Here is a 19907-nt window from a genome sequence, read left to right as displayed (position 1 = left end):
TCATTTTCAAATGTCCGATATTTTAAACAAAATTGTCCACAGGAAACGTGAAGAAGTCGCAGAACGAAAGAAAAAGATGAGCGAAACTCAACTTGAAAGCACACCACACTTCCATAAACCGAGGTTCTCATTATCCCGTTTTTTGGTGGAGAGATCAGGTATCATTGCAGAATTTAAAAGGAAATCTCCTTCGAAGCCAATGATTAACTTACAAGCTATAAGTTCTGAAATAGTACCAAAATATGAAAAAGCGGGTGCGTCTGCATCTTCTATACTTACAGATATTGATTTTTTTGGTGGAAGTGACGAAGATCTTATAAATGTAAGACCATTGGTCAATATTCCTATTTTAAGGAAAGATTTTATGATAGACCCATATCAGATAATAGAATCAAAAGCTTTGGGTGCCGATGTTATTCTTCTAATAGCAGAAATACTCTCCAAATCCGAAGTTGAAGAGATGGCAAAACTGGCGACAGAATTAGGTATGGAAGTACTATTAGAAGTCCATACCGCTGATCAATTAAAAAAGTATCATGAATCCATCAGAAATGTTGGTGTAAACAATCGGAATCTTAAGACGTTTGTGACAGACATAAGGTTTTCAATAGACATTTTACCTCAAATTCCAAATGGTGTAATGAAAGTATCAGAAAGTGGAATAGATAATACGCAAACAGTCATTGACCTGAAAAAAGCCGGTTATGAAGGTTTCCTGATTGGAGAGAATTTTATGAAAACATCCGATCCCGGAGCATCATGTACAGAGTTTATCAATGCGATTAATCAAGTTAATGTATGATCGTTAAAGTTTGTGGTCTTAAAGAAAGTCAGAACATCCAGGATATCGTCAGTCTGGATATAGATTGGATTGGTTACAATTTCTACAAACCATCTTCAAGATATATTACGATTGTACCAACCATAAATAATGAAATTCATCAAAAAAAAGTAGGTATTTTTGTAAATGAAGACATGGATATTGTCAAAGATTACATTGATAAATATGATTTAGACCTAATACAACTTCATGGCAATGAGACACCCGAATATTGTATCAATGCCCAATCACTTATACCCATAATAAAGGTATTCAGAATTTATGAAGATTTTGATTTTGATATGCTTGATGACTTTAGAATGGCCGAATTTTTTCTTTTCGATACAGAAACTAAAAACTATGGTGGGAGTGGGATTAAATTTGATTGGAATATATTGAATCATAAACCTATCTGTCGACCTTTTTTATTAAGTGGTGGTATTGGTCCGGACGATGTAGATGAAATATTAAAAATTGGCCATCCCCAATTTAAGGGTATAGACATCAATAGTAAATTTGAAATAAGTCCAGGGATTAAGGATGTAGAGTTGGTCAGAAAGTTTGTGGGGAAAATCATGCTCAAAAATTCTGATAAAGGGCTGAGCTCCCCTTTAGGGGTCGGGGGTAAGCAAGGAAAAGAGAAAGATTCCACCCGCAACCCTCTATCCCTAAAGAGACGACCTGCGCTCAAGGATTCTGATAAAGCGTTGAGCTCCCCTTTTGGGGTCGGGGGTAGAAATGACAATGAAGATGCCACCCACTACCTTCATTCCCTAAAAGGACGACCTACCTTCAAGGACTTAAAAGAAGCGCTGATCTCCCCTTTAGGGGTCGGGGATGAACAGAGCAATGAAGAAACATCCCGCAACCCTCAATCCCTAAAGGGACGACCTACACTCCCTGATTCAGGTGAAGCGATGCTCTACCCTTCAGGGGCTGGGGGTAGTAAAGGCAGCAGGGATGAAAATTCCGCGCTCAACCCTCAATCCCTAAAGGGACGACCTACGCTCAAGGATGCAGGTGAAGCGATGATCTCCCCTTTAGGGGCAGGGGGTGAGAAGGGCAATGGAGAAACATCCCGCGACCCTCAATCCCTAAAGGGACGACCTACGCTCAAGGATGCAGGTGAAGCGATGATCTCCCCTTTAGGGGCAGGGGGTGAGAAGGGCAATGGAGAAACATCCCGCGACCCTCAATCCCTAAAGGGACGACCTATGCTCAAGGATGTCGGGCATGAGAAGAGTAATGAAGACGAAGATGCCACCAACTACCCTCAATCCCTAAAGGGACGACCTACGCTCAAGGATTCAGGTGAAGCGGGGCTCTCCCCTTTAGGGGCTGGGGGTAGTAAAGGTAACAAAGATGAAAATTCCACCCACTACCCTCAATCCCTAAAGGGACGACCTACGCTCAAGGATGCAGGTGAAGCGATGATCTCCCCTTTAGGGGCAGGGGGTGAGAAGGGCAATGGAGAAACATCCCGCGACCCTCAATCCCTAAAGGGACGACCTACGCTCAAGGATGCAGGTGAAGCGATGATCTCCCCTTTAGGGGCAGGGGGTGAGAAGGGCAATGGAGAAACATCCCGCGACCCTCAATCCCTAAAGGGACGACCTATGCTCAAGGATGTCGGGCATGAGAAGAGTAATGAAGACGAAGATGCCACCAACTACCCTCAATCCCTAAAGGGACGACCTACGCTCAAGGATTCAGGTGAAGCGGGGCTCTCCCCTTTAGGGGCTGGGGGTAGTAAAGGTAACAAAGATGAAAATTCCGCGCTCAACCATCAATCCCTAAAGGGACGACCTACGCTCAAGGATTCCGGGGGTAGTAAAGGCAAAAGAAATGAAGACAAGAGTAATGAAGACGAATTTTCTTATGATATGTTTTACGGAGCTAATCCTAATATCTTTGAAAAAGCGGCTTCTCTAAGAAGAAAGATGACTTCAGAAGAATTAAAGGTTTGGGAATTTTTAAAATCAAAGCCTCTTAGTTTAAAATTCAGAAGGCAACACCCCATTGATTTATTTATAGCAGATTTTTATTGCCATTCTATTAAACTTGTAGTTGAAATTGATGGTATAAATCATCAATATAGCACGGAAGCAGATATTAATAGAGATAATATATTTAAAAGTTTTGGCATCACAATACTTAGATACACAAACAATGAAGTTAATTCAAATTTCCAAGACGTGATAAATAGAATTTTAGAAGAAGCAAATAATCTTAAAAAATCCCCCATCCATAAAACAATAACTTAAATAACTTATTATGACCGATACAATATCATACAATGTCTCTGACACAGGATTCTATGGTGAATTTGGAGGAGCATACATACCAGAAATGCTTTATGCAAATGTCGAGGAAATCAGAACCAAATATCTAAATATTATATCTGAACCAGATTTTCAGGAAGAATTTAATAACCTACTCAAGGATTATGTAGGAAGACCTTCTCCATTATATCTGGCTAAAACATTATCAAAAAAATATGGCGCGAATATTTATCTGAAACGTGAAGACTTAAATCATACCGGAGCACATAAAATCAATAATACTATCGGTCAAATCCTATTGGCAAAACGTCTTGGGAAAAAAAGGATTATTGCAGAAACAGGTGCGGGACAACATGGTGTGGCAACAGCCACAGTTTGCGCTTTGATGAACCTGGAATGTATCGTTTATATGGGTGCTGTTGATATTGTCAGGCAAGCTCCCAATGTGGCCAGAATGCAAATGCTGGGTGCAAAAGTTGTTCCGGCTGAAAGTGGAAGTAAAACACTAAAAGATGCAACCAATGAAGCCATACGTGACTGGATCAATAATGCTGAGACGACACATTATATTATAGGCTCAGCGATAGGGCCACACCCCTACCCTGATATGGTTACCCGATTTCAGGCCGTAGTCAGTGAAGAAATCCAATGGCAATTGCAAGAAAAGACAGGAAAAGATCACCCTGATTATGTTGTCGCTTGTGTTGGTGGTGGGAGCAATGCAGCAGGAGCATTTTATCACTTTTTGCACGATGAAAGAGTCAAACTCGTTCTTGCAGAAGCCGCAGGTAAAGGCATCGATACTGGCCACTCTGCAGCAACAAGCATTCTTGGCACAAAAGGTATCATCCATGGATGTATGACGCTTTTAATTCAAACAGCAGATGGGCAAATAATCGAACCTTATTCCTTGTCTGCAGGTCTTGATTATCCTGGTATCGGCCCCATGCATGCTCACCTCATTAAATCCGGAAGAGCAACTGTCCACGCAGCCACAGATGATGAAGCAATGATGGCAGTGATCGACCTTTCCAGATCTGAAGGAATCATTCCTGCACTAGAAACCGCACACGCTTTGGCTATTTTGGACAGAATAGGTCTCCAAAAGGAAGATCATGTAGTGGTAAACTTATCCGGACGAGGTGACAAAGACCTGAATACCTATTTGAAATATATTGAAGACCATAATATCCAATTATAAATCATGCAAACCATCAGACAAACCATACTCGATAAAGGAAAAAATGTCCTAAATGTGTATTTTACAGCAGGCCATCCTACCTTGGAAAGTACAGAAACGATCATTAAAGCACTTGCAGAAAACGGGGTCGATCTGATAGAACTTGGCATGCCTTATTCTGACCCACTTGCTGATGGACCTACCATTCAGAAAAGCAGTGAAATAGCTTTAAAAAATGGTCAAACCATCGACAATATCTTTCACAATGTTAAAAATGTAAGAACTACCCATAGCATACCGATCATCATGATGGGTTACTTCAATCAGATGCTGCAATACGGTGCAGAAAAATTCCTTCAGGATGCACATGATGCAGGTATTCAGGGACTTATCATCCCGGATATGCCTATGGAAATTTATGAACGTGACTACCTGGATTTATTCAAAAAGTATCAGATGGAAGTCAGTTTTCTCATCACGCCTATGACTTCAGAAGAGCGCATATGGCAAGCAGACAGCTTAAGTTCAGCTTTTCTCTATGTCGTTTCACAGTCATCTATAACGGGTAAACAGGGTGGGATTTCTGAAGATCAATTGGCATATTTCAACAGAATTAAATCTATGAATCTGAAAAGTCCATCTCTGATTGGATTTGGTATTCATGATAAACCCACTCGCGAGATTGCCAATCAATATAGTAACGGTGCGATAGTGGGTAGCGCTTTTATCAGAATTTTGGAAGAAAATCAAGACCTTCAAAACAACATTTCAGATTTTATTAATAATCTGTAATATATACCCATTACACTTTCAAAGCTTTTACTGCTAATTTCCAATTTCATGAATGGCCAAGTTAAACTCCTCTTTTGAGATTAAAAGTTTGCTCCGTATTTTCAATTTATAATTATAGACTGTTTGTACAGAATAGTGTAAAAACTTCGCAATTTTATCACTATCAACAATCCCTAATCTTATCAGTGCAAATACCCTAAGTTCAGGTGTTAGGGTCCCTTCCTTTTTGATGACTATTTGTTCATCTTTTTTTAAAAAGTTATTAAACTGAAAAATAAAATTTGGAAATATATTTAAAAAAACCAAGTCAAAATTTGCAAAAAAATCATTTAGTTCATCTATTGCCAGATTACCAGACTCAGTAACTTTAAGTGCTTCTGCTGCCTTGCCTGTTCTTAATTTTTTATTGATGTTAATCCTATAATTTTCAATATTGTCGATGTATTGAATACACAAGTTAAATACAAACCCAATATACTCTTCCTTAATAATATTAGCTTCTGACAGCTTATTGTTCAACTTTTTTAAGTCATTGTTCGTAGAATTCAGATCTTGGTTTATTTGGTGTATCAATTCCCTTGCTTTTGATAACTTTTTTAATTGTAGGTAAATGTAAATCAAAGCAATAACTAAAATACAAAACAAAAGAAGTGCTAATAATAAAGCTTTCGAAAGATTTTCTTTTTCTGAATTCATTTTCGTGTCATACGAAGAAATTATAATAGGTAACATTTCAGAAAACTCTAAAGCCCTGTGACGAGCATTACACTGTATGGCATCTTCCATAGAACACTTAGTATATTCATATGCCCTGGATATATCTCCGGTCTTAAAAAGTAAATGACCTAATTTACCCAAAGAAATATACTCTTTTGTACCAGAATGCAAGTCCGCAATTGCTGAAATAGCAAGAAACTTTTTTTGCAGAAAGTCATCACCAAGACTGTTATATGCTTCTGATAAAAGAAATGCAGCATGTGCTAATGTTCTTTCATTTGTTTCTTTGGCACCTATGACTTCAGATATTGAAGTTATTACTTCTTTAGCTTTGCCTTCCATCAGTTGTTTCCCGCTTTTGATAAGTATGTATGAAGGCTCAAGTGGGGATACATTTTCCAATAGAGAATCCTTATATTGAAAAATTAATTTGTTATAGTAGCTTTTTCTTTCCTCTGTTAATGCGTTTTTTTCATTAAGTATATTAAGTGAGTGACATATATGAAAATAATAAATTTTTTGAGTTTTACTAAGTGATGAAATCTTAAAATCACTTAAGAGCATGTGGACTTCGTGGTTCATCCCTAATCCCACCATAATTTCTGCGAGATTAAGTATAGCTTCATTGTCAAAGTCTTTATTTTTTAGCTTTTTAGCTATATTTATTCTTTTATTGGCTACTTCCAGGGCAGAAGTTAACTGAATCTTTTTATATTCATTAAATAAATTTCCATATAATTTAAATCGATTTTCATCCGTAGTTGACTGATTGATTTTATTCATCAGGAGTTCAATACGTTTCTCCCTGTCTAAAACATATAAATGCCGCTCCTTTACGGTTTTGTCTAAAACAATCAGAATAGAATCAAGATTACCCCCTGCGGCCATTTTAGAAGATAAAAAAAACAATGACAGAACTATTAGGATTTCTTTCATCGCACGATGTTTACTTGATTCAATATCTGTAAATCAAACTTATTACAGCAAAATTAAGTTAAAATGCTAAGAATAATCCCAAAAGTAAAAAAAAATATAGCATCTGATTATTATCTTAATAAACTGTGCTAATATTACATAAATGCAAATCAAAGAAGAAAATATTACAGACCCTGCTGAATAGAATGTTAACTATTAACATAGCAAATATCCAAAGTCAATTTGATACTGCTACATTATATTTTTCTAATAATAACTCATAGTATTGTTTCACTTCACTCCAACGATAAAAATGTGGCTTTAATTCACTTTTAATTGCAGGAATGCGTGTTTCTTTTTCGTGCAATAAAAACTTAACTATAATATCACCTGTATCATTATTTCTGAAAAAGACAATCTGTATGTTACCAGCCATAGGAGCTACTTTAAAGTCACTCCAAGCCTTATAATACTCATCAGGGTTGGATGAGACATTGTAACAATTGTCCAAGTGAAGAAGCATGGCTAATGGAATTATATTTCCATCATGAGCAAATCTGAAAGTTGCCCCATTTTTCTTTTTATCTATTACTTCATCAGCGGAATCAAGTATATTTCTCAAAACATTTTTACCATTATGCATCATTATACCGCCGTTTTGCCCTGCATTTGCGTATTCTATATACAATTTATAATTTTTGCATTGCCAAAGATTAAATAGTTCTTCTTTGCTAAAAATATCGTGTAAAGATATTTTCAGTTCCAGATTTTGCATACCACCTGCAATTTCAAACAATCCCTTCATCAATGAAATGCTATTCAATTTTTTAATAATATATGTACTATCGTTAAAAAGGGAATTCATTAATCTTTCAGGAGCTATTTTCTTCTTCTCAAATTCCTGCAAATCTTTTCGCCAGGTATTGATTTCGGACCTGAAAGCTACAGCCTCTTTGGTATGAAAATTCAGGTATGACATATATTTATTGCTAGCTTCTCTGGAAATTTGAAGTGTGGGATTAAATTCTTTAAGCTTTTCACAGAAAGCATCCATGCTTAAAATACATCGTGGGACTAATGTGGACCTTGCTGAAATGACCAAACTATCTTCAAAGATTTCAGGAAAAGACAAGTGCATTCTTTCAGCTATGCTCCGCATTTGCTTTAAACCTAAAGGAGATAAATCGCCACCCCGACCTTGTGCTTCCACCCATATTTGATTCAATCGATTCAAAACTTCAGAACCAAGAGGTGTGAGCTTTTTAAAGTGGGAAGCATTGGAAAATTCGTCCAGTACAGTCTTGTAATCACTATCACTGGCTAAGTACCTTGACCCGTGGCGACCAAAATGACTTATATAAAATGGTTTGTAGCCTTTAGGCGCCATCGATTGATTGCCTATTTCAGATTCGGGATAAGCAAAAAGGACACCACCTGTTTTTTCAATATTTTCAAATATCTCATTTTCAGTTGTTTGTCCGAAGAGAGCTCCAATTGAGAAAATTAAGCAGAGCAGAATATATCCTTGCCTACACATAAAAAATTTAATTCTTAAGTACATTTTTAGAAAGATTTAATAGTGTATACCCACTCTCCAAGCTAAATTCGCTACAAAAAATACGGCTTATCCCTAAAAGCAGGCAAATAGGCAGGTCTTTATTAAGAAACCTGCCTATAATTTTGCCTATCATCAAAGCCACATTTCGAACTTTATTTATTGATATTCAGGGTTTTGTTTTAGATTAGGATTGACAGTGAACTCATCTTGAGGGATGGGAAATAGCTTATACTTATCATGAACATCTTTACCCATAAAGTTTCCGGCCTGCCCATCACTACCCTTCCAATCCCAATTATAGCCCTTAGTATATTTATTAAAACGTATCAGATCAGTACGCCGAATTAATTCTGTGTGTAGTTCACGTCCGCGTTCAGCCAAAATAAAATCCAATGTCATTTGACTATCAGTAATTCTTCCTGAAACGTCCGAACCGAAACTTCCGGACATATAAGCTCTGTCTCTCACAGTATTAATATATCCCAGTGCTTCATTTCGGGAACCACCTCCACCTCTTAAAATAGCTTCTGCTGCCATTAAATATGCATCAGCAGTACGAAACAATGGAAAATCCACGGAAGAATAAACAGTACCTCCTGGTACCAGTTCCTGTCTGTTTTTTGTTACATTTCTCCATTTTATGCATGAATATCCGCTATTGAAATCATTTTGAAATGCCTTACCTGCAGCCCAGGTTTCTTTTGTTTTTCCTATTGTAAAAAACTGAGCACGTTTGTCCTTCTTTTTATCGCCCCAGTTATCTAACTGATCAAATTTCTGATCAGCAAGCTCAAAGAGATCCACTAGCTGAGGTTTTACCCTTGCGTTTCCCCAACTTCTTGCACCAACACCTGTTTTATAAAAATTATCCATTGGTCCATTGATCAATGCTTTTATTTGAAAATTTGTACCCGCACTACTTTGAGCAAAATCAGCATCCTGGACCAATGGCCATATGATTTCAGGACAAGTATTATTATCTGCTAAAAATATATGTCTGTAATCGGACGCAAGGGGATATTTTCCCGAATCTATAACCTTTTTAGCATAATTGTAGGCCTTAGCATATTCATTTTTACCAATATATACTTCAGCATTCAAATATACTCTTGCAAGCAAAAACCAGACAGCTACTTTGTCTACTCGTCCATATTGATTTGTTTTTGGTTCTTTTAGCGCATTAGTTAGTAATTCCCCTTCCGATACAACATAATTATAAATTTCCTGACGAGTTTTTTGGATTGGTATGATACCTAATTTTTGGGTCTCATCTATAAATGGTGCTGCCCCATAAAGGTCGCATATCATGCTGTAACAGTAAGCACGAATAAATCGGGCTTCCGCTCTGTAAAATTCAATTTCATTTTTAAGACCCTCGTATACTCCCCTTTCTCTTAACTTACTTTCTTCAGATTCCCTCAAAAATTCATTGCAATATCCAATGGACATATACAACCTGTAATAAGGATAGCTCACCACTTTAATGGATGGATTCCAGTCCATAAATAGCATTGATCTAGTTCCATGTCCACTACCCGCATGCAGTGCTATTTCATCTGTGGCTGCCACCTGTAAATAAAACAAAGCTCTTGTATAGCCGCTATACCCCTCGTCAATCCCGGGTACATCTCCATCTCCTGAATCCCCACCTTTTTGTCCTGTAAGAATTAATGAAGAATAACATTTTGCCAGTACTCCCCTATATCCATTTGGGGTGCTGTATACTGTTTCACCTACTAGTCTGTTGTTATCCAAAGGCAAAGTATCCAAGTCTTTGATACACGATGGGATAAGTACAAATACAAGTATTATAACAGCCAGGTTTTTAATTGAACTAAATTTCATGATCTTTTGAATTTAAAAGTTTAGATTTAATGATAATGTGTACATATGAGGACGCTGATAAATATTGTTATCTATTCCACTAAAAACTTCAGGGTCAACTCCTGAATAATTAGTTATTCTAATTAAATTTTGAGCACTTAAAGCTATTCTCATTTGCATTTTTTTATAAAGATTGTCTATTGAGTAGCCCAATGTAATGTTATCTATGCTAAAGAAAGCACCACTTTCCAGAAAATAATCAGTGTAAATACGTTGTTGTTTGAAACCATTTTTAAGTGTAACATGGGAAACATTATTTGAAACACCTGTAGCTGAATACAGAGACTCCAGGGACTGCTTTGCTTCCTGATAATTATATACAAAATTTCCAAAAACTCCATGCCCGGTTATCCCTAAATCAAAGGCCTTATAATTTATTCTGGTTTGAAGACCATAAAAATAAGGTATTGTTGAACTTCCATATTCTGATTTATTGGCATCTTCTTCACTGGTAGTAATTGTACCATCTTTTTTAGAAATGTATTTTCCTTCCAAAGGTTTACCATCTTCACCATAGGCTTGTTCCAACAGAAAGAAAGTAAAAGGAGTGTGGCCCACTTTATGTACCTGGAGAAAATTACCGGTTCCTCCTGCACTGCCGGTTTTTACAAAACTATTTTCTGTGTCTATAGTATTTAGTTTTGTTATTTGTGAGTTTGCATAAGTGAAGTTGCCACCTATAGACCATAACCAATCCTTAGTTTTAATTGGTTCAGCTCTTAAGGCAAATTCCACCCCATTTCCCTTCATATTACCAATGTTGGTTTCTATGACATTTGCAAAATTACTCCCTGCCGGCACAAATATTCTGTTTAATAAATCCGTTGTTTCTCTGGTGAAAACATCAATACTTCCGGAAATTCGATCATCAAAAAATCCATAGTCCAATCCTGCATTGTAGGTACTGGTCGTCTCCCATTTGATATTAGGGTCATATCCATTTGGTCTGTAAACTGTAATCCATTCGTCACCAAATAAGTAGCGTGCATCATTAAATGAAGCTGTATAAGTGCCTAAGTGCTGATAATAGCCTCCTATATCCTGTTGTCCAGTTTGGCCATAGCTTAAACGAACTTTCAAATTTGACAAAGACTTGACGGATTTAAACATTGACTCTTCACTTAATATATAACCTAAAGCAACAGATGGAAAATATCCCCATCTGTTGTCAGCAGCAAATCTGGAAGATGCATCAGCTCTCAGTGTTCCTGTAAGTAAAAGCTTGCGAGCATAAGAATAATTAAATCTACCATAATAAGACAGTAAAAAAAGCTCGCCTTCGCTTTGAGTTGGCACAGACAATTCTACACCTTTAGTATCTGTATTCGTGCTTTTTGTATCAAACCAAAAACGTTGCCATCCATACCCCAACATAGCATTTATATTATGCTTCTCAGTAATATCCTTGCTGTAATTAGCATATATATCCAGCAAATAATTGGTATTATTACTTTCGCGTGACAGCATTCTTCCGGTGCCGTCACTTCTATTGGATGTATACATTGATGGGGCAAATTCTGGAATATTTTCATTGTATGTATTCTTGCGAATATCATATCCCACATTTACATTTAGCTTGAGCGCCTCAAATCCGTGTATTTTATAATCCAAAGCAACATTTCCGATAGACCGATTGGTTTTGTCGGAACGATCACTAAGTGCAATATCTGCTACAGGATTACTAGGTGCGAGCGAAATAGGTTTTCCCCCGTTCATCCAAACAAAATATCCAAGCCCAACATTATTAGGATAAGTTTCAAAAACCGGTCTTGTAGGATCAAAAGAAATTGCACTGCCTATTACACCACCAGCTGGTGTGTCATCTTCCAAACTTCCTTTAACATTTATATCAAAGGCTAAATGATCATTCAGAAACTTTGGAGACAGTCCAATGCTACCATTAAACCTTTGGTAATTATTACTTTTTACAGTTCCGTTCTGATGGGTGTGACCCAAAGAAATCCGGTAAGGTGTATTCTTTGCTGATCCGGTAACTGAAAGATTATTATCAGTACCTAAAGCTGTCCTGTATATTTCTTCTTGCCAATTTATATTTTCATTTCCTAATTGGTATGCAGCAGGAGCATTTGAGAACTTTTTAAATGCTTCTCTAAACTCACCGGCAGATAAAACATTGAATGTTTTAGGAATAGTGCTCAAGGAATTATTTGAGCTGAAGCTAAATTTAGTACCTTCATTCAGACTACCTTTTTTTGTGGTAATTACAATAACTCCATTGGATGCCCGTGAACCATAAATTGCAGTTGCAGATGCATCTTTCAGGACAGTGAATGTTGCAATGTCGTTAGGATTTATAGCATTTATGGATGTGTTGCTGACAGGTACACCGTCAATCACAATAAGTGGATCATTTCCTGCAGATAGTGATGCCCCCATTCTTATACGGATATTTCCATTGCTTCCGGGAGCACCATTTCCTGGTACTATATTCAAGCCGGCAATTCTACCGATAAGTGCATCCTGAGCATTTACTTGTAAGCCACGATTTAACTCATCAGGTTTTAAAGAAACAACTGATCCAGTGACATCTCGTTTTTTTACCGAACCATATCCAATCACAGTCACCTGCTCTAACATTTGGGAATCTTCCTCCAATACAATATTAAGAAAATCACTGTTTACTATTAATACTTCTGTTGGCTTATATCCAATATATGAAAATACTAAAATTGAGTTTTTGGGCACATTCAATTGAAAATTTCCTTCATAATCGGTAATAGTTCCATTTTCTGAACCTTTAACTAAAATACTGGCTCCAATCAAATCTCCTTTGGCTTTATTATCAACAATTTTGCCTCTTACTTCTATTGTATTTTGATCTTGTGCACTCATATCAAAATGTAGTATGACAAATACAAATGCCAGTAAAAAGGTAATTTTGCTTATATTTCTTTGAAAAATGAAATAAGAAATCATGGCTTTAAAATTTAGGTTTTATATTTTGTTAGCAAATTGGATCGAATTTTCTGAATACTTTGAATTCAAAACCGAATCAAAGCTAATGCATATTTCTGGTGATATTATCTAACAGGAGGATGATAAAGTAGATATTTATTTTGATAAATATAATTTATATCATTGAATATCATTTGATTATGAAAATTTAAAATTTAAAATAAAGTAGATAAAAATTTGTTATTAAGTATGTATTTCAATTGCACAAAAGTAAATTAGCGGCGACAATTCGGTAGATAAGAGTTAAAAATATTTGAGTTGCTGAATAATGAAATAACTAGGGAATACCCTGATTTGTCTATCCGTATATTCGACCAATTTTTTAAATTTGGAAAGATTTTATATTAAAATTTTGATTTTTTTACAAATGAAGCTTTACATTTGTACTACTTCACCTAAAAACATTTGTATTTCTTTTGATTAATGGAAATTTTATCCAATGGCTATGCTTATGTTTATTTTTTAACTAATAAATCTTTACAATGAAATCACCTTTTATTATTTTATTTGTTTTGCTCTTGCAGACTTATTTATTAGATGCTCAAATCAGAGAAGTTAAGGAAACCGCAAATGGCATATCCCGCCGTCTTCAGCATGAAATTGACATCACAAAAGACCCAAATCTGGGATATGTGCCAAAGTTTCGATTGAATCAAGCTTATGAAGTGAGAGAAAGATTATTGACCAAATACAGTGGTAACAGATCGCCTTTGGTTTGGACAGAAAGAGGTCCATTTAAGGATATAGTCGGTTCAAGCAATGGAAACACAAGACCAGGTACAGGAGCCATTACATCAGGAAGAGTCAGAGCCATGTGGGTAGATCTTTCAGATCCAACTGGAAATACTTTCTGGGTAGGCGGAATAGATGGCGGTATTTGGAAAACAAACGATATTTCTGTTAGACCAGCCACCTGGACCTTGGTAAATGACTTTTTGGGAAATCTTGCTATAGGCAGCATTTGTCAGGATCCTACCAACCACAATATTATGTATTTTGGAACAGGTGAAAAAGCTATCAATGCTGATGCCGTGCGCGGATCAGGTGTTTGGATGAGCAATGATCATGGAGTGACGTGGACTCTGATGGCAGGAACCACTTCTTTCTGGAATGTCAGTAAAGTCATTTGTGACGCTCAAGGCAACTTATATGTAGGATGTAATTCTACATCAAACAATGCGGGATTGAGAAGGTACACAAAATCAACTAGTGTATGGGATGACATATCTCCATCAGGTTTGGACAAGAGAGTGCCTGACCTTGAACTTAGTAATACCGGCAGATTGCATATAGTCTGTGGATACTTTAATAGTACTACCGCAACATCAGGATATAGATATACTGATAACCCTGCTACAGTCACATCAACAACCTGGAGTAGTCCGTCCACCACTTTTCCCTGCAACTATAATGTGACACTGGCAAGTAGCGGAAACACATTGTATGCACTGCCATCTAACTCCAGTTGGGAAGTTCCGACAATCTATAAATCTACCAATGGAGGTGTAAATTGGTCTGCCACGGCAGCGACACCTGCTTTTACAAGTGGTCAGGCATGGTATTGTATGGCTGTAGCTATAGACCCTAATAATGCAAATAATGTGATTGTCGGTAGTCTGGATTGCTATCGATCTACTAACGGTGGTACAAGTTGGTCAAAAATAAGCAATTGGGTGGGCACAACAGGTCAATATGTTCATGCGGATCAACAATCTATGATTTGGAGACCTGACAATAGAGTAATTGTTGCAAGTGATGGAGGAATACATGTTTCACCGGATGGCGGTACTACCTTTAATGATAGAAACGAAGGCCTAAGAATAAAACAATACTATTCCGTAGCCATTCACCCTACTTCTACAAATTACTTTTTGGGCGGAACTCAGGATAACGGAACACATAGTATGAATGCACCGGGACTGGCTTCATCCATTGAAGTGACGGGAGGAGATGGTGCTTTTAGTCATATAGATCAGGACAATGGAAACTATCAGTTTGGAGCTTATGTCTATAATCAGTACCGAAGAAGTACAAATGGTGGAAGTACCTGGTCTTCAATAAATTACTCAAGTTCTGCGGGTCGGTTCATTAATCCCACTGACTATGATGATGCCAATAATATCATGTATTGTAGCGGCAATGCCAATCAATATGTCATTTGGACAAATCCACAGACCGGATCTACATTTTCGACCAGAACAGTATCCCAATTCAATAATGGAAAAGTATCGGCTCTGAAAGTTTCGCCTTTTACGAATCATACCGTTTATTTTGCAGGACAAGCAAGTGGTGTCGCATCAACATTAGTAAAGGTCACCAATGCTAATGCTACTACTCCAACAATTACTAACATTGGAAGTACATTGGGTATAAGTGGTGCTAATATTTCAAACATAGAATTGGGAACAGACGAACAAAATATTATAGTCACTTTTTCAAATTATGGAATAAATAATGTCTGGGTTACAACAAATGGCGGAACATCATGGTCACAGATTGACGGAAATCTTCCTGATATGCCGGTGAGATGGGCTATGTTTTATCCTGGAGATAATACTAAAGCAATCATTGCTACTGAAACAGGTGTATGGCAAACTTCATTGATTAATGGCTCATCAACAGTGTGGAATCCGGAAACCAGTTTTCCTAATGTACGGACGGACATGTTGCAGTACAGAGCAAGTGATGGGTTATTGGCCGCAGCAACACATGGACGTGGTATTTTTACTGCTGCACTTGCTGTGAGCCCAACATGCGGAGCAGTGGCTGGACTCGCTTCTTCAAATATAACCACGAATAGTGCAACTATATCCTGGAATGCACTTGCTGGCGCAATCAGTTACGACGTAGATTACAAGGTGAATACTTCATCAACATGGATAAACCTTGCAACAGGTACAACACTATTGTCGCAAAATCTTTCTGGTTTATCTCAAAATACAACTTATGATTACAGAGTAAGGGCTAATTGCAGCGGAGCTACAGGAGCTTACACTCAGGCACAATTTACAACTTTAACTACAGTCACTTGTAACGCACCAACAGGGCTTTCAAGCAGTAACATTACTTCTTCCGCAGCTACCGTAAGTTGGTCTACAGTAGCTGGTGCTTCCAATTATACCGTCGAATATAAATTGAATAGTGCATCGACATGGACAACAGCTGCAGCAGCTACAACATCTCTTACTGTTAATTTAACGGGTTTGACCGCAAGCAGCCTTTATGACTGGAGAGTCAGAACTAATTGTACCGGCGGTAGTAGTGCTTACACTCAAGCACAATTTACAACAGCCGCAGCTACAACATGCCCCAGTGTATATGATGTATCCACTAACGGAACCATTTCCGGGGCAGCAACAATACCTTTCAATACAGATGTTTTTGGCTTAATCAATCCAAGCGGAGACAATGATTATTATAAATTTGTTATTACCACAGGAGGAACTGCCACAGTAACATTAACAAATCTGCCTGCAAATTACAACCTAAGGATTTACAATAGTTCGGGCTCCTTACTAGCTTCATCAACTCTAAGTAGCACAAATAATGAATCAATAGCCAGAACATATACGCCGGGAACCTACTATGCGAGGGTTAATGGTCAGAACAGCAGTGCCTTCAATGCCACAAATTGTTATACTTTAAGAGTACAGTTAGGTACAGCTGCAGGTCAGGAATTGAATGGAGATAATCAGTTTGAAACTCAAGAAACAGTGGTAAACTTATTCCCAAATCCAGCCAGAGACAGACTTAACATTTATATTATATCTCCGAATAGTTCTAATCAGATTAAAATCTTTGATGTAGCTGGCAAGATGATATATCAGCAAAATGTTAATGAGATGCTGACAACATTGGATGTAGATCAATTGGCAAAGGGTATTTATTTTGTCAAAATAGTCAGTGAAGAAGGAATCTTAAAATCGTCACATAAATTTATAAAAGAATAAAGTGTGGTGAATATGACTCTTATTTTCCTGATATAAATAAGAGCCAAAAATGACAACAATATATCGTCACAATTTTATGAATAATTTTTAAAGATACTCTCAATATAGTTTTTTATTAGTCCTTTTTGTATTTGTACAGAAAGGACTTTTTTATTTTGTAATTATTTATTTAAATTTTCGCATAATATTCCTTTAAAAGAGGCTAATACCTTTTAATGACTTTTGATTAATTTCACAAATTGACTATCTAAAGTATCAACACATTTCAATACTCTGTATCTTAGCGCAAATTATCTTGCATTATGCGGTATATTATGTCATTCGTTTTTGTTTTACTATCAATAGTTTTTTGTCGCTCTCAGATTTCCAATATTTCCGGACAACTGGATTCAACTCTAACAAATTTATACAATACAGGTAGGTTCAACGGAGCTGTTCTTTATGCTGAGAATGGGAAAATTTTATTTCAAAAAAGCTTAGGGGTCACTGATATTGCTACCAACAAACCATTAATTCCGGAATCATCGTTCAATCTGGCATCCATATCCAAACAATTTGTTGCCATGTGTATCATGATGCTCGAAGAAAAAGGAAAACTTAGCATTGACGACAATGTAAAAAAATATATCCCTGAACTACCTTATGAAAATGTCAGTATCCGCCATCTTTTGACCCATACTTCAGGGATTCCTGATTATGAATCACTTTTTATACAGAACAGGAGCCCGCTGGATACCCTTGACAATGAAAAAATGGTCAAATTATTCGTAAATCTAAAACCTTCGATAGATTTTGAACCCGGGACAAAATGGAATTATTCCAATACTGGGTACATCTTACTGGCAGTCGTTATAGAAAGAATATCCAAGCAGACTTTGGCAGGTTTTGTTGATGAAAATATTGTGAAACCGCTTGGACTGAAACATACCTACGTGCACAATGTATACAATAGCAATATCCCAGTCACTCATGTAAGGGGATTTTCTGAAAAAGACGGTAAAAGAGTATTTAATGACCTTTTTTATATCGATGGAGTAACGGGTGATGGTAATTTTTATGCATCAGCCGGAGACCTGTTGAATTGGGAACAAGCACTGAATACCGAAAAACTGGTAAAAAAATCAACCTTGAAAAAAGTCTTTTCACCAGTAAAACTTAAGGATGGAACTACCTATCCATATGGATTCGGATGGTTTATTGATAAGGAAAACGAACAATATTCTCATACAGGTAGCTGGGTAGGGTTCAAAAACCTGATTATCCGAGATGTAAAAAATCAAAGAACCCTGATTTTTTTAAGCAGCGGAGACAATGAGCTGGCAAGAAATGCAGTAAGATCAATTTTTAGTGGCTCAGCGGCAAGCATTCCCAATACATTTCTTATAACTAATATAAGATTGATAGATGGAACCAACACACCGACACGTAATGTATCTGTGCGCATAGAAGGAGATAAAATATCGGCAGTCGGGGATTTGAAACCATACAAAGACGAAATAATAGAAGATGGCCAAGGCAAAATATTAGCGCCGGGATTTATAGACACACACAGCCATATCGAAAGCTCCCTCAATAGAATGCCCGAAGCCATTGCCGCTTTAAATCAAGGAATAACCACCATAGTTTCCGGTCAGGATGGAGGAAGTTATCTGATGGATACATTAAAAACGAGATTTGAAAAAACGCCTCGGGCTGTCAATGTCGCCACATACACCGGTCATGCTACCCTAAGAGAAATGGCTATGGGAAATAATGATCTCAATCGGATGTCAACACCTGCTGAAATGGAAAAAATGAAAAACCTGCTGGCTGAAGAATTATCAAAAGGGTCATTGGGTTTGTCATCAGGCCTGGAGTATGAAGAAGGATTTTATGCCAGTCGTCATGAAGTGATTGAATTGGCCAAAGTAGCTGCAAAAGCTAAAACAAGATACATCAGTCATATAAGGAGCGAAGATATAAATATGACTGATGCCATCGACGAAATCATTGATATAGGACGTATTGCAAAATTACCAGTGCAGATATCGCATCTTAAAATTGCACTTAAAGACGAATGGGGTACCGGTCCTGCTCTTCTGGCCAAATTGCAGAGTGCCAGAATGGATGGAATAGATATTACTGCGGATTGTTATCCTTATGATTTCTGGAACTCAACCATTCGTGTGCTTTTTCCGAAAAAAAATTTCACTAGTCTTTCTGGTTCAAATTATGCTATAGATCACCTTTTTGACCCATTTGGTTCTGTTATGGTCAGATTTGCTCCTGAGCCATCCTATATAGGCAAAACTATATCAGAAATTGCCAAAATGAGGAATGAAAACATAGCCAAAACACTCCTTTATCTGGTAGCTGCTGCCGAATCCTACGAAAAAGACCATCCTGATGCCAGTGGTATTGAAACAATCATGGGTAAATCTATGACCGACTCAGACATTGTCCCTTTTCTTTCCTGGGCGCACACCAATATTTGTTCTGATGGTGCCATTGGTGGTCATCCCCGAGGATTTGGTGCTTTCACAAGGGTTTTAGGCTATTATGTAAGGGATAAAAAAATCATGCGTCTTGAAAATGCCATTCAAAAAATGACATCCCTGGCTGCTGAACATGTAGGTTTGAAAAAAAGGGGTGTTATTGCTTCCGGATATTTTGCCGATATGGTTTTGTTTGATCCCGAAATCGTAAAAGATAACTCTGATATTAAAAATCCGGGTGCATTGTCCGATGGCATACTGTCCGTATGGGTGAATGGCATAAAAGTATATAAAGATAAAAAATCAACTCAGAAGTATCCCGGAAAACTATTGTTAAAAGAATAAACCCAGAAAACCAA

General features: G+C 37.2%; 10 protein-coding genes. 6 read left to right on the top strand and 4 right to left on the bottom strand.

The window, feature by feature from the left end:
• Positions 1–10 precede the first annotated feature (10 nt).
• From trpC to IPK35_11745, 4 genes are read left to right on the top strand one after another with little or no spacing between them, the layout of a single operon-like run.
• Positions 11–802, top strand: a complete 792-nt coding sequence (gene trpC / locus IPK35_11760; GenBank protein MBK8053916.1) for an indole-3-glycerol phosphate synthase TrpC — start codon at positions 11–13, stop codon at positions 800–802.
• Positions 799–3084 carry a DUF559 domain-containing protein gene (locus IPK35_11755; protein MBK8053915.1) on the top strand — a complete coding sequence of 762 codons (2286 nt, stop codon included), beginning with the start codon at positions 799–801 and terminating at the stop codon, positions 3082–3084. Before trpC ends, IPK35_11755 begins: the two co-directional genes overlap by 4 nt.
• 22 nt (positions 3085–3106) lie before the next feature.
• The gene (gene trpB, locus IPK35_11750; protein ID MBK8053914.1) at positions 3107–4303 is read left to right on the top strand and encodes a tryptophan synthase subunit beta; all 1197 of its coding nucleotides are present in this window, start codon (positions 3107–3109) and stop codon (positions 4301–4303) included.
• 3 nt (positions 4304–4306) lie between these two features.
• Positions 4307–5074, top strand: a complete 768-nt coding sequence (locus IPK35_11745) for a tryptophan synthase subunit alpha (protein ID MBK8053913.1) — start codon at positions 4307–4309, stop codon at positions 5072–5074.
• Between the two features lie 33 nt (positions 5075–5107).
• Here the strand turns inward: IPK35_11745 and IPK35_11740 are convergent, their stop codons facing one another.
• From IPK35_11740 to IPK35_11725, 4 genes are all read right to left on the bottom strand, one after another.
• Complete coding sequence (locus IPK35_11740) at positions 5108–6727, bottom strand: hypothetical protein (protein ID MBK8053912.1); 1620 nt, start codon at positions 6725–6727, stop codon at positions 5108–5110.
• Positions 6728–6944: 217 nt separating this feature from the next.
• Entirely contained in the window at positions 6945–8243 is a 1299-nt protein-coding gene (locus IPK35_11735) for a histidine-type phosphatase (protein MBK8053911.1), read from the bottom strand.
• 177 nt (positions 8244–8420) lie between these two features.
• On the bottom strand, positions 8421–10109 hold the full coding sequence (locus tag IPK35_11730; protein MBK8053910.1) for a RagB/SusD family nutrient uptake outer membrane protein: 1689 nt from the start codon (positions 10107–10109) through the stop codon (positions 8421–8423).
• A 12-nt stretch (positions 10110–10121) separates the two neighbouring features.
• Positions 10122–13085 (bottom strand): SusC/RagA family TonB-linked outer membrane protein, encoded by a 2964-nt coding sequence (locus IPK35_11725; GenBank protein ID MBK8053909.1) that lies wholly within the window; start codon positions 13083–13085, stop codon positions 10122–10124.
• A 521-nt stretch (positions 13086–13606) separates the two neighbouring features.
• Here IPK35_11725 and IPK35_11720 point away from each other — a divergent pair.
• Both IPK35_11720 and IPK35_11715 read left to right on the top strand, forming a co-directional pair.
• The gene (locus IPK35_11720; protein MBK8053908.1) at positions 13607–17074 is read left to right on the top strand and encodes a T9SS type A sorting domain-containing protein; all 3468 of its coding nucleotides are present in this window, start codon (positions 13607–13609) and stop codon (positions 17072–17074) included.
• Between the two features lie 302 nt (positions 17075–17376).
• Entirely contained in the window at positions 17377–19893 is a 2517-nt protein-coding gene (locus IPK35_11715) for a serine hydrolase (GenBank protein MBK8053907.1), read from the top strand.
• The last annotated feature ends 14 nt before the right edge of the window (positions 19894–19907 follow it).

Source organism: Saprospiraceae bacterium (assembly GCA_016713025.1).
Lineage (GTDB): Bacteria > Bacteroidota > Bacteroidia > Chitinophagales > Saprospiraceae > OLB9.
Note: the sequence above shows the minus strand (reverse complement) of the source record. Positions and strands in the feature narration are given on the sequence as shown.

Excerpts from the sequence above, each read along its gene's own strand:
- IPK35_11740 (MBK8053912.1), bottom strand. The coding sequence starts at position 6,727 with ATGAAAGAAATCCTAATAGTTCTGTCATTGTTTTTTTTATCTTCTAAA.
- IPK35_11720 (MBK8053908.1), top strand. The coding sequence starts at position 13,607 with ATGAAATCACCTTTTATTATTTTATTTGTTTTGCTCTTGCAGACTTAT.
- trpC (MBK8053916.1), top strand. The coding sequence starts at position 11 with ATGTCCGATATTTTAAACAAAATTGTCCACAGGAAACGTGAAGAAGTC.
- IPK35_11715 (MBK8053907.1), top strand. The coding sequence starts at position 17,377 with ATGCGGTATATTATGTCATTCGTTTTTGTTTTACTATCAATAGTTTTT.
- IPK35_11725 (MBK8053909.1), bottom strand. The coding sequence starts at position 13,085 with ATGATTTCTTATTTCATTTTTCAAAGAAATATAAGCAAAATTACCTTT.
- IPK35_11755 (MBK8053915.1), top strand. The coding sequence starts at position 799 with ATGATCGTTAAAGTTTGTGGTCTTAAAGAAAGTCAGAACATCCAGGAT.
- IPK35_11730 (MBK8053910.1), bottom strand. The coding sequence starts at position 10,109 with ATGAAATTTAGTTCAATTAAAAACCTGGCTGTTATAATACTTGTATTT.
- IPK35_11745 (MBK8053913.1), top strand. The coding sequence starts at position 4,307 with ATGCAAACCATCAGACAAACCATACTCGATAAAGGAAAAAATGTCCTA.
- IPK35_11735 (MBK8053911.1), bottom strand. The coding sequence starts at position 8,243 with ATGTGTAGGCAAGGATATATTCTGCTCTGCTTAATTTTCTCAATTGGA.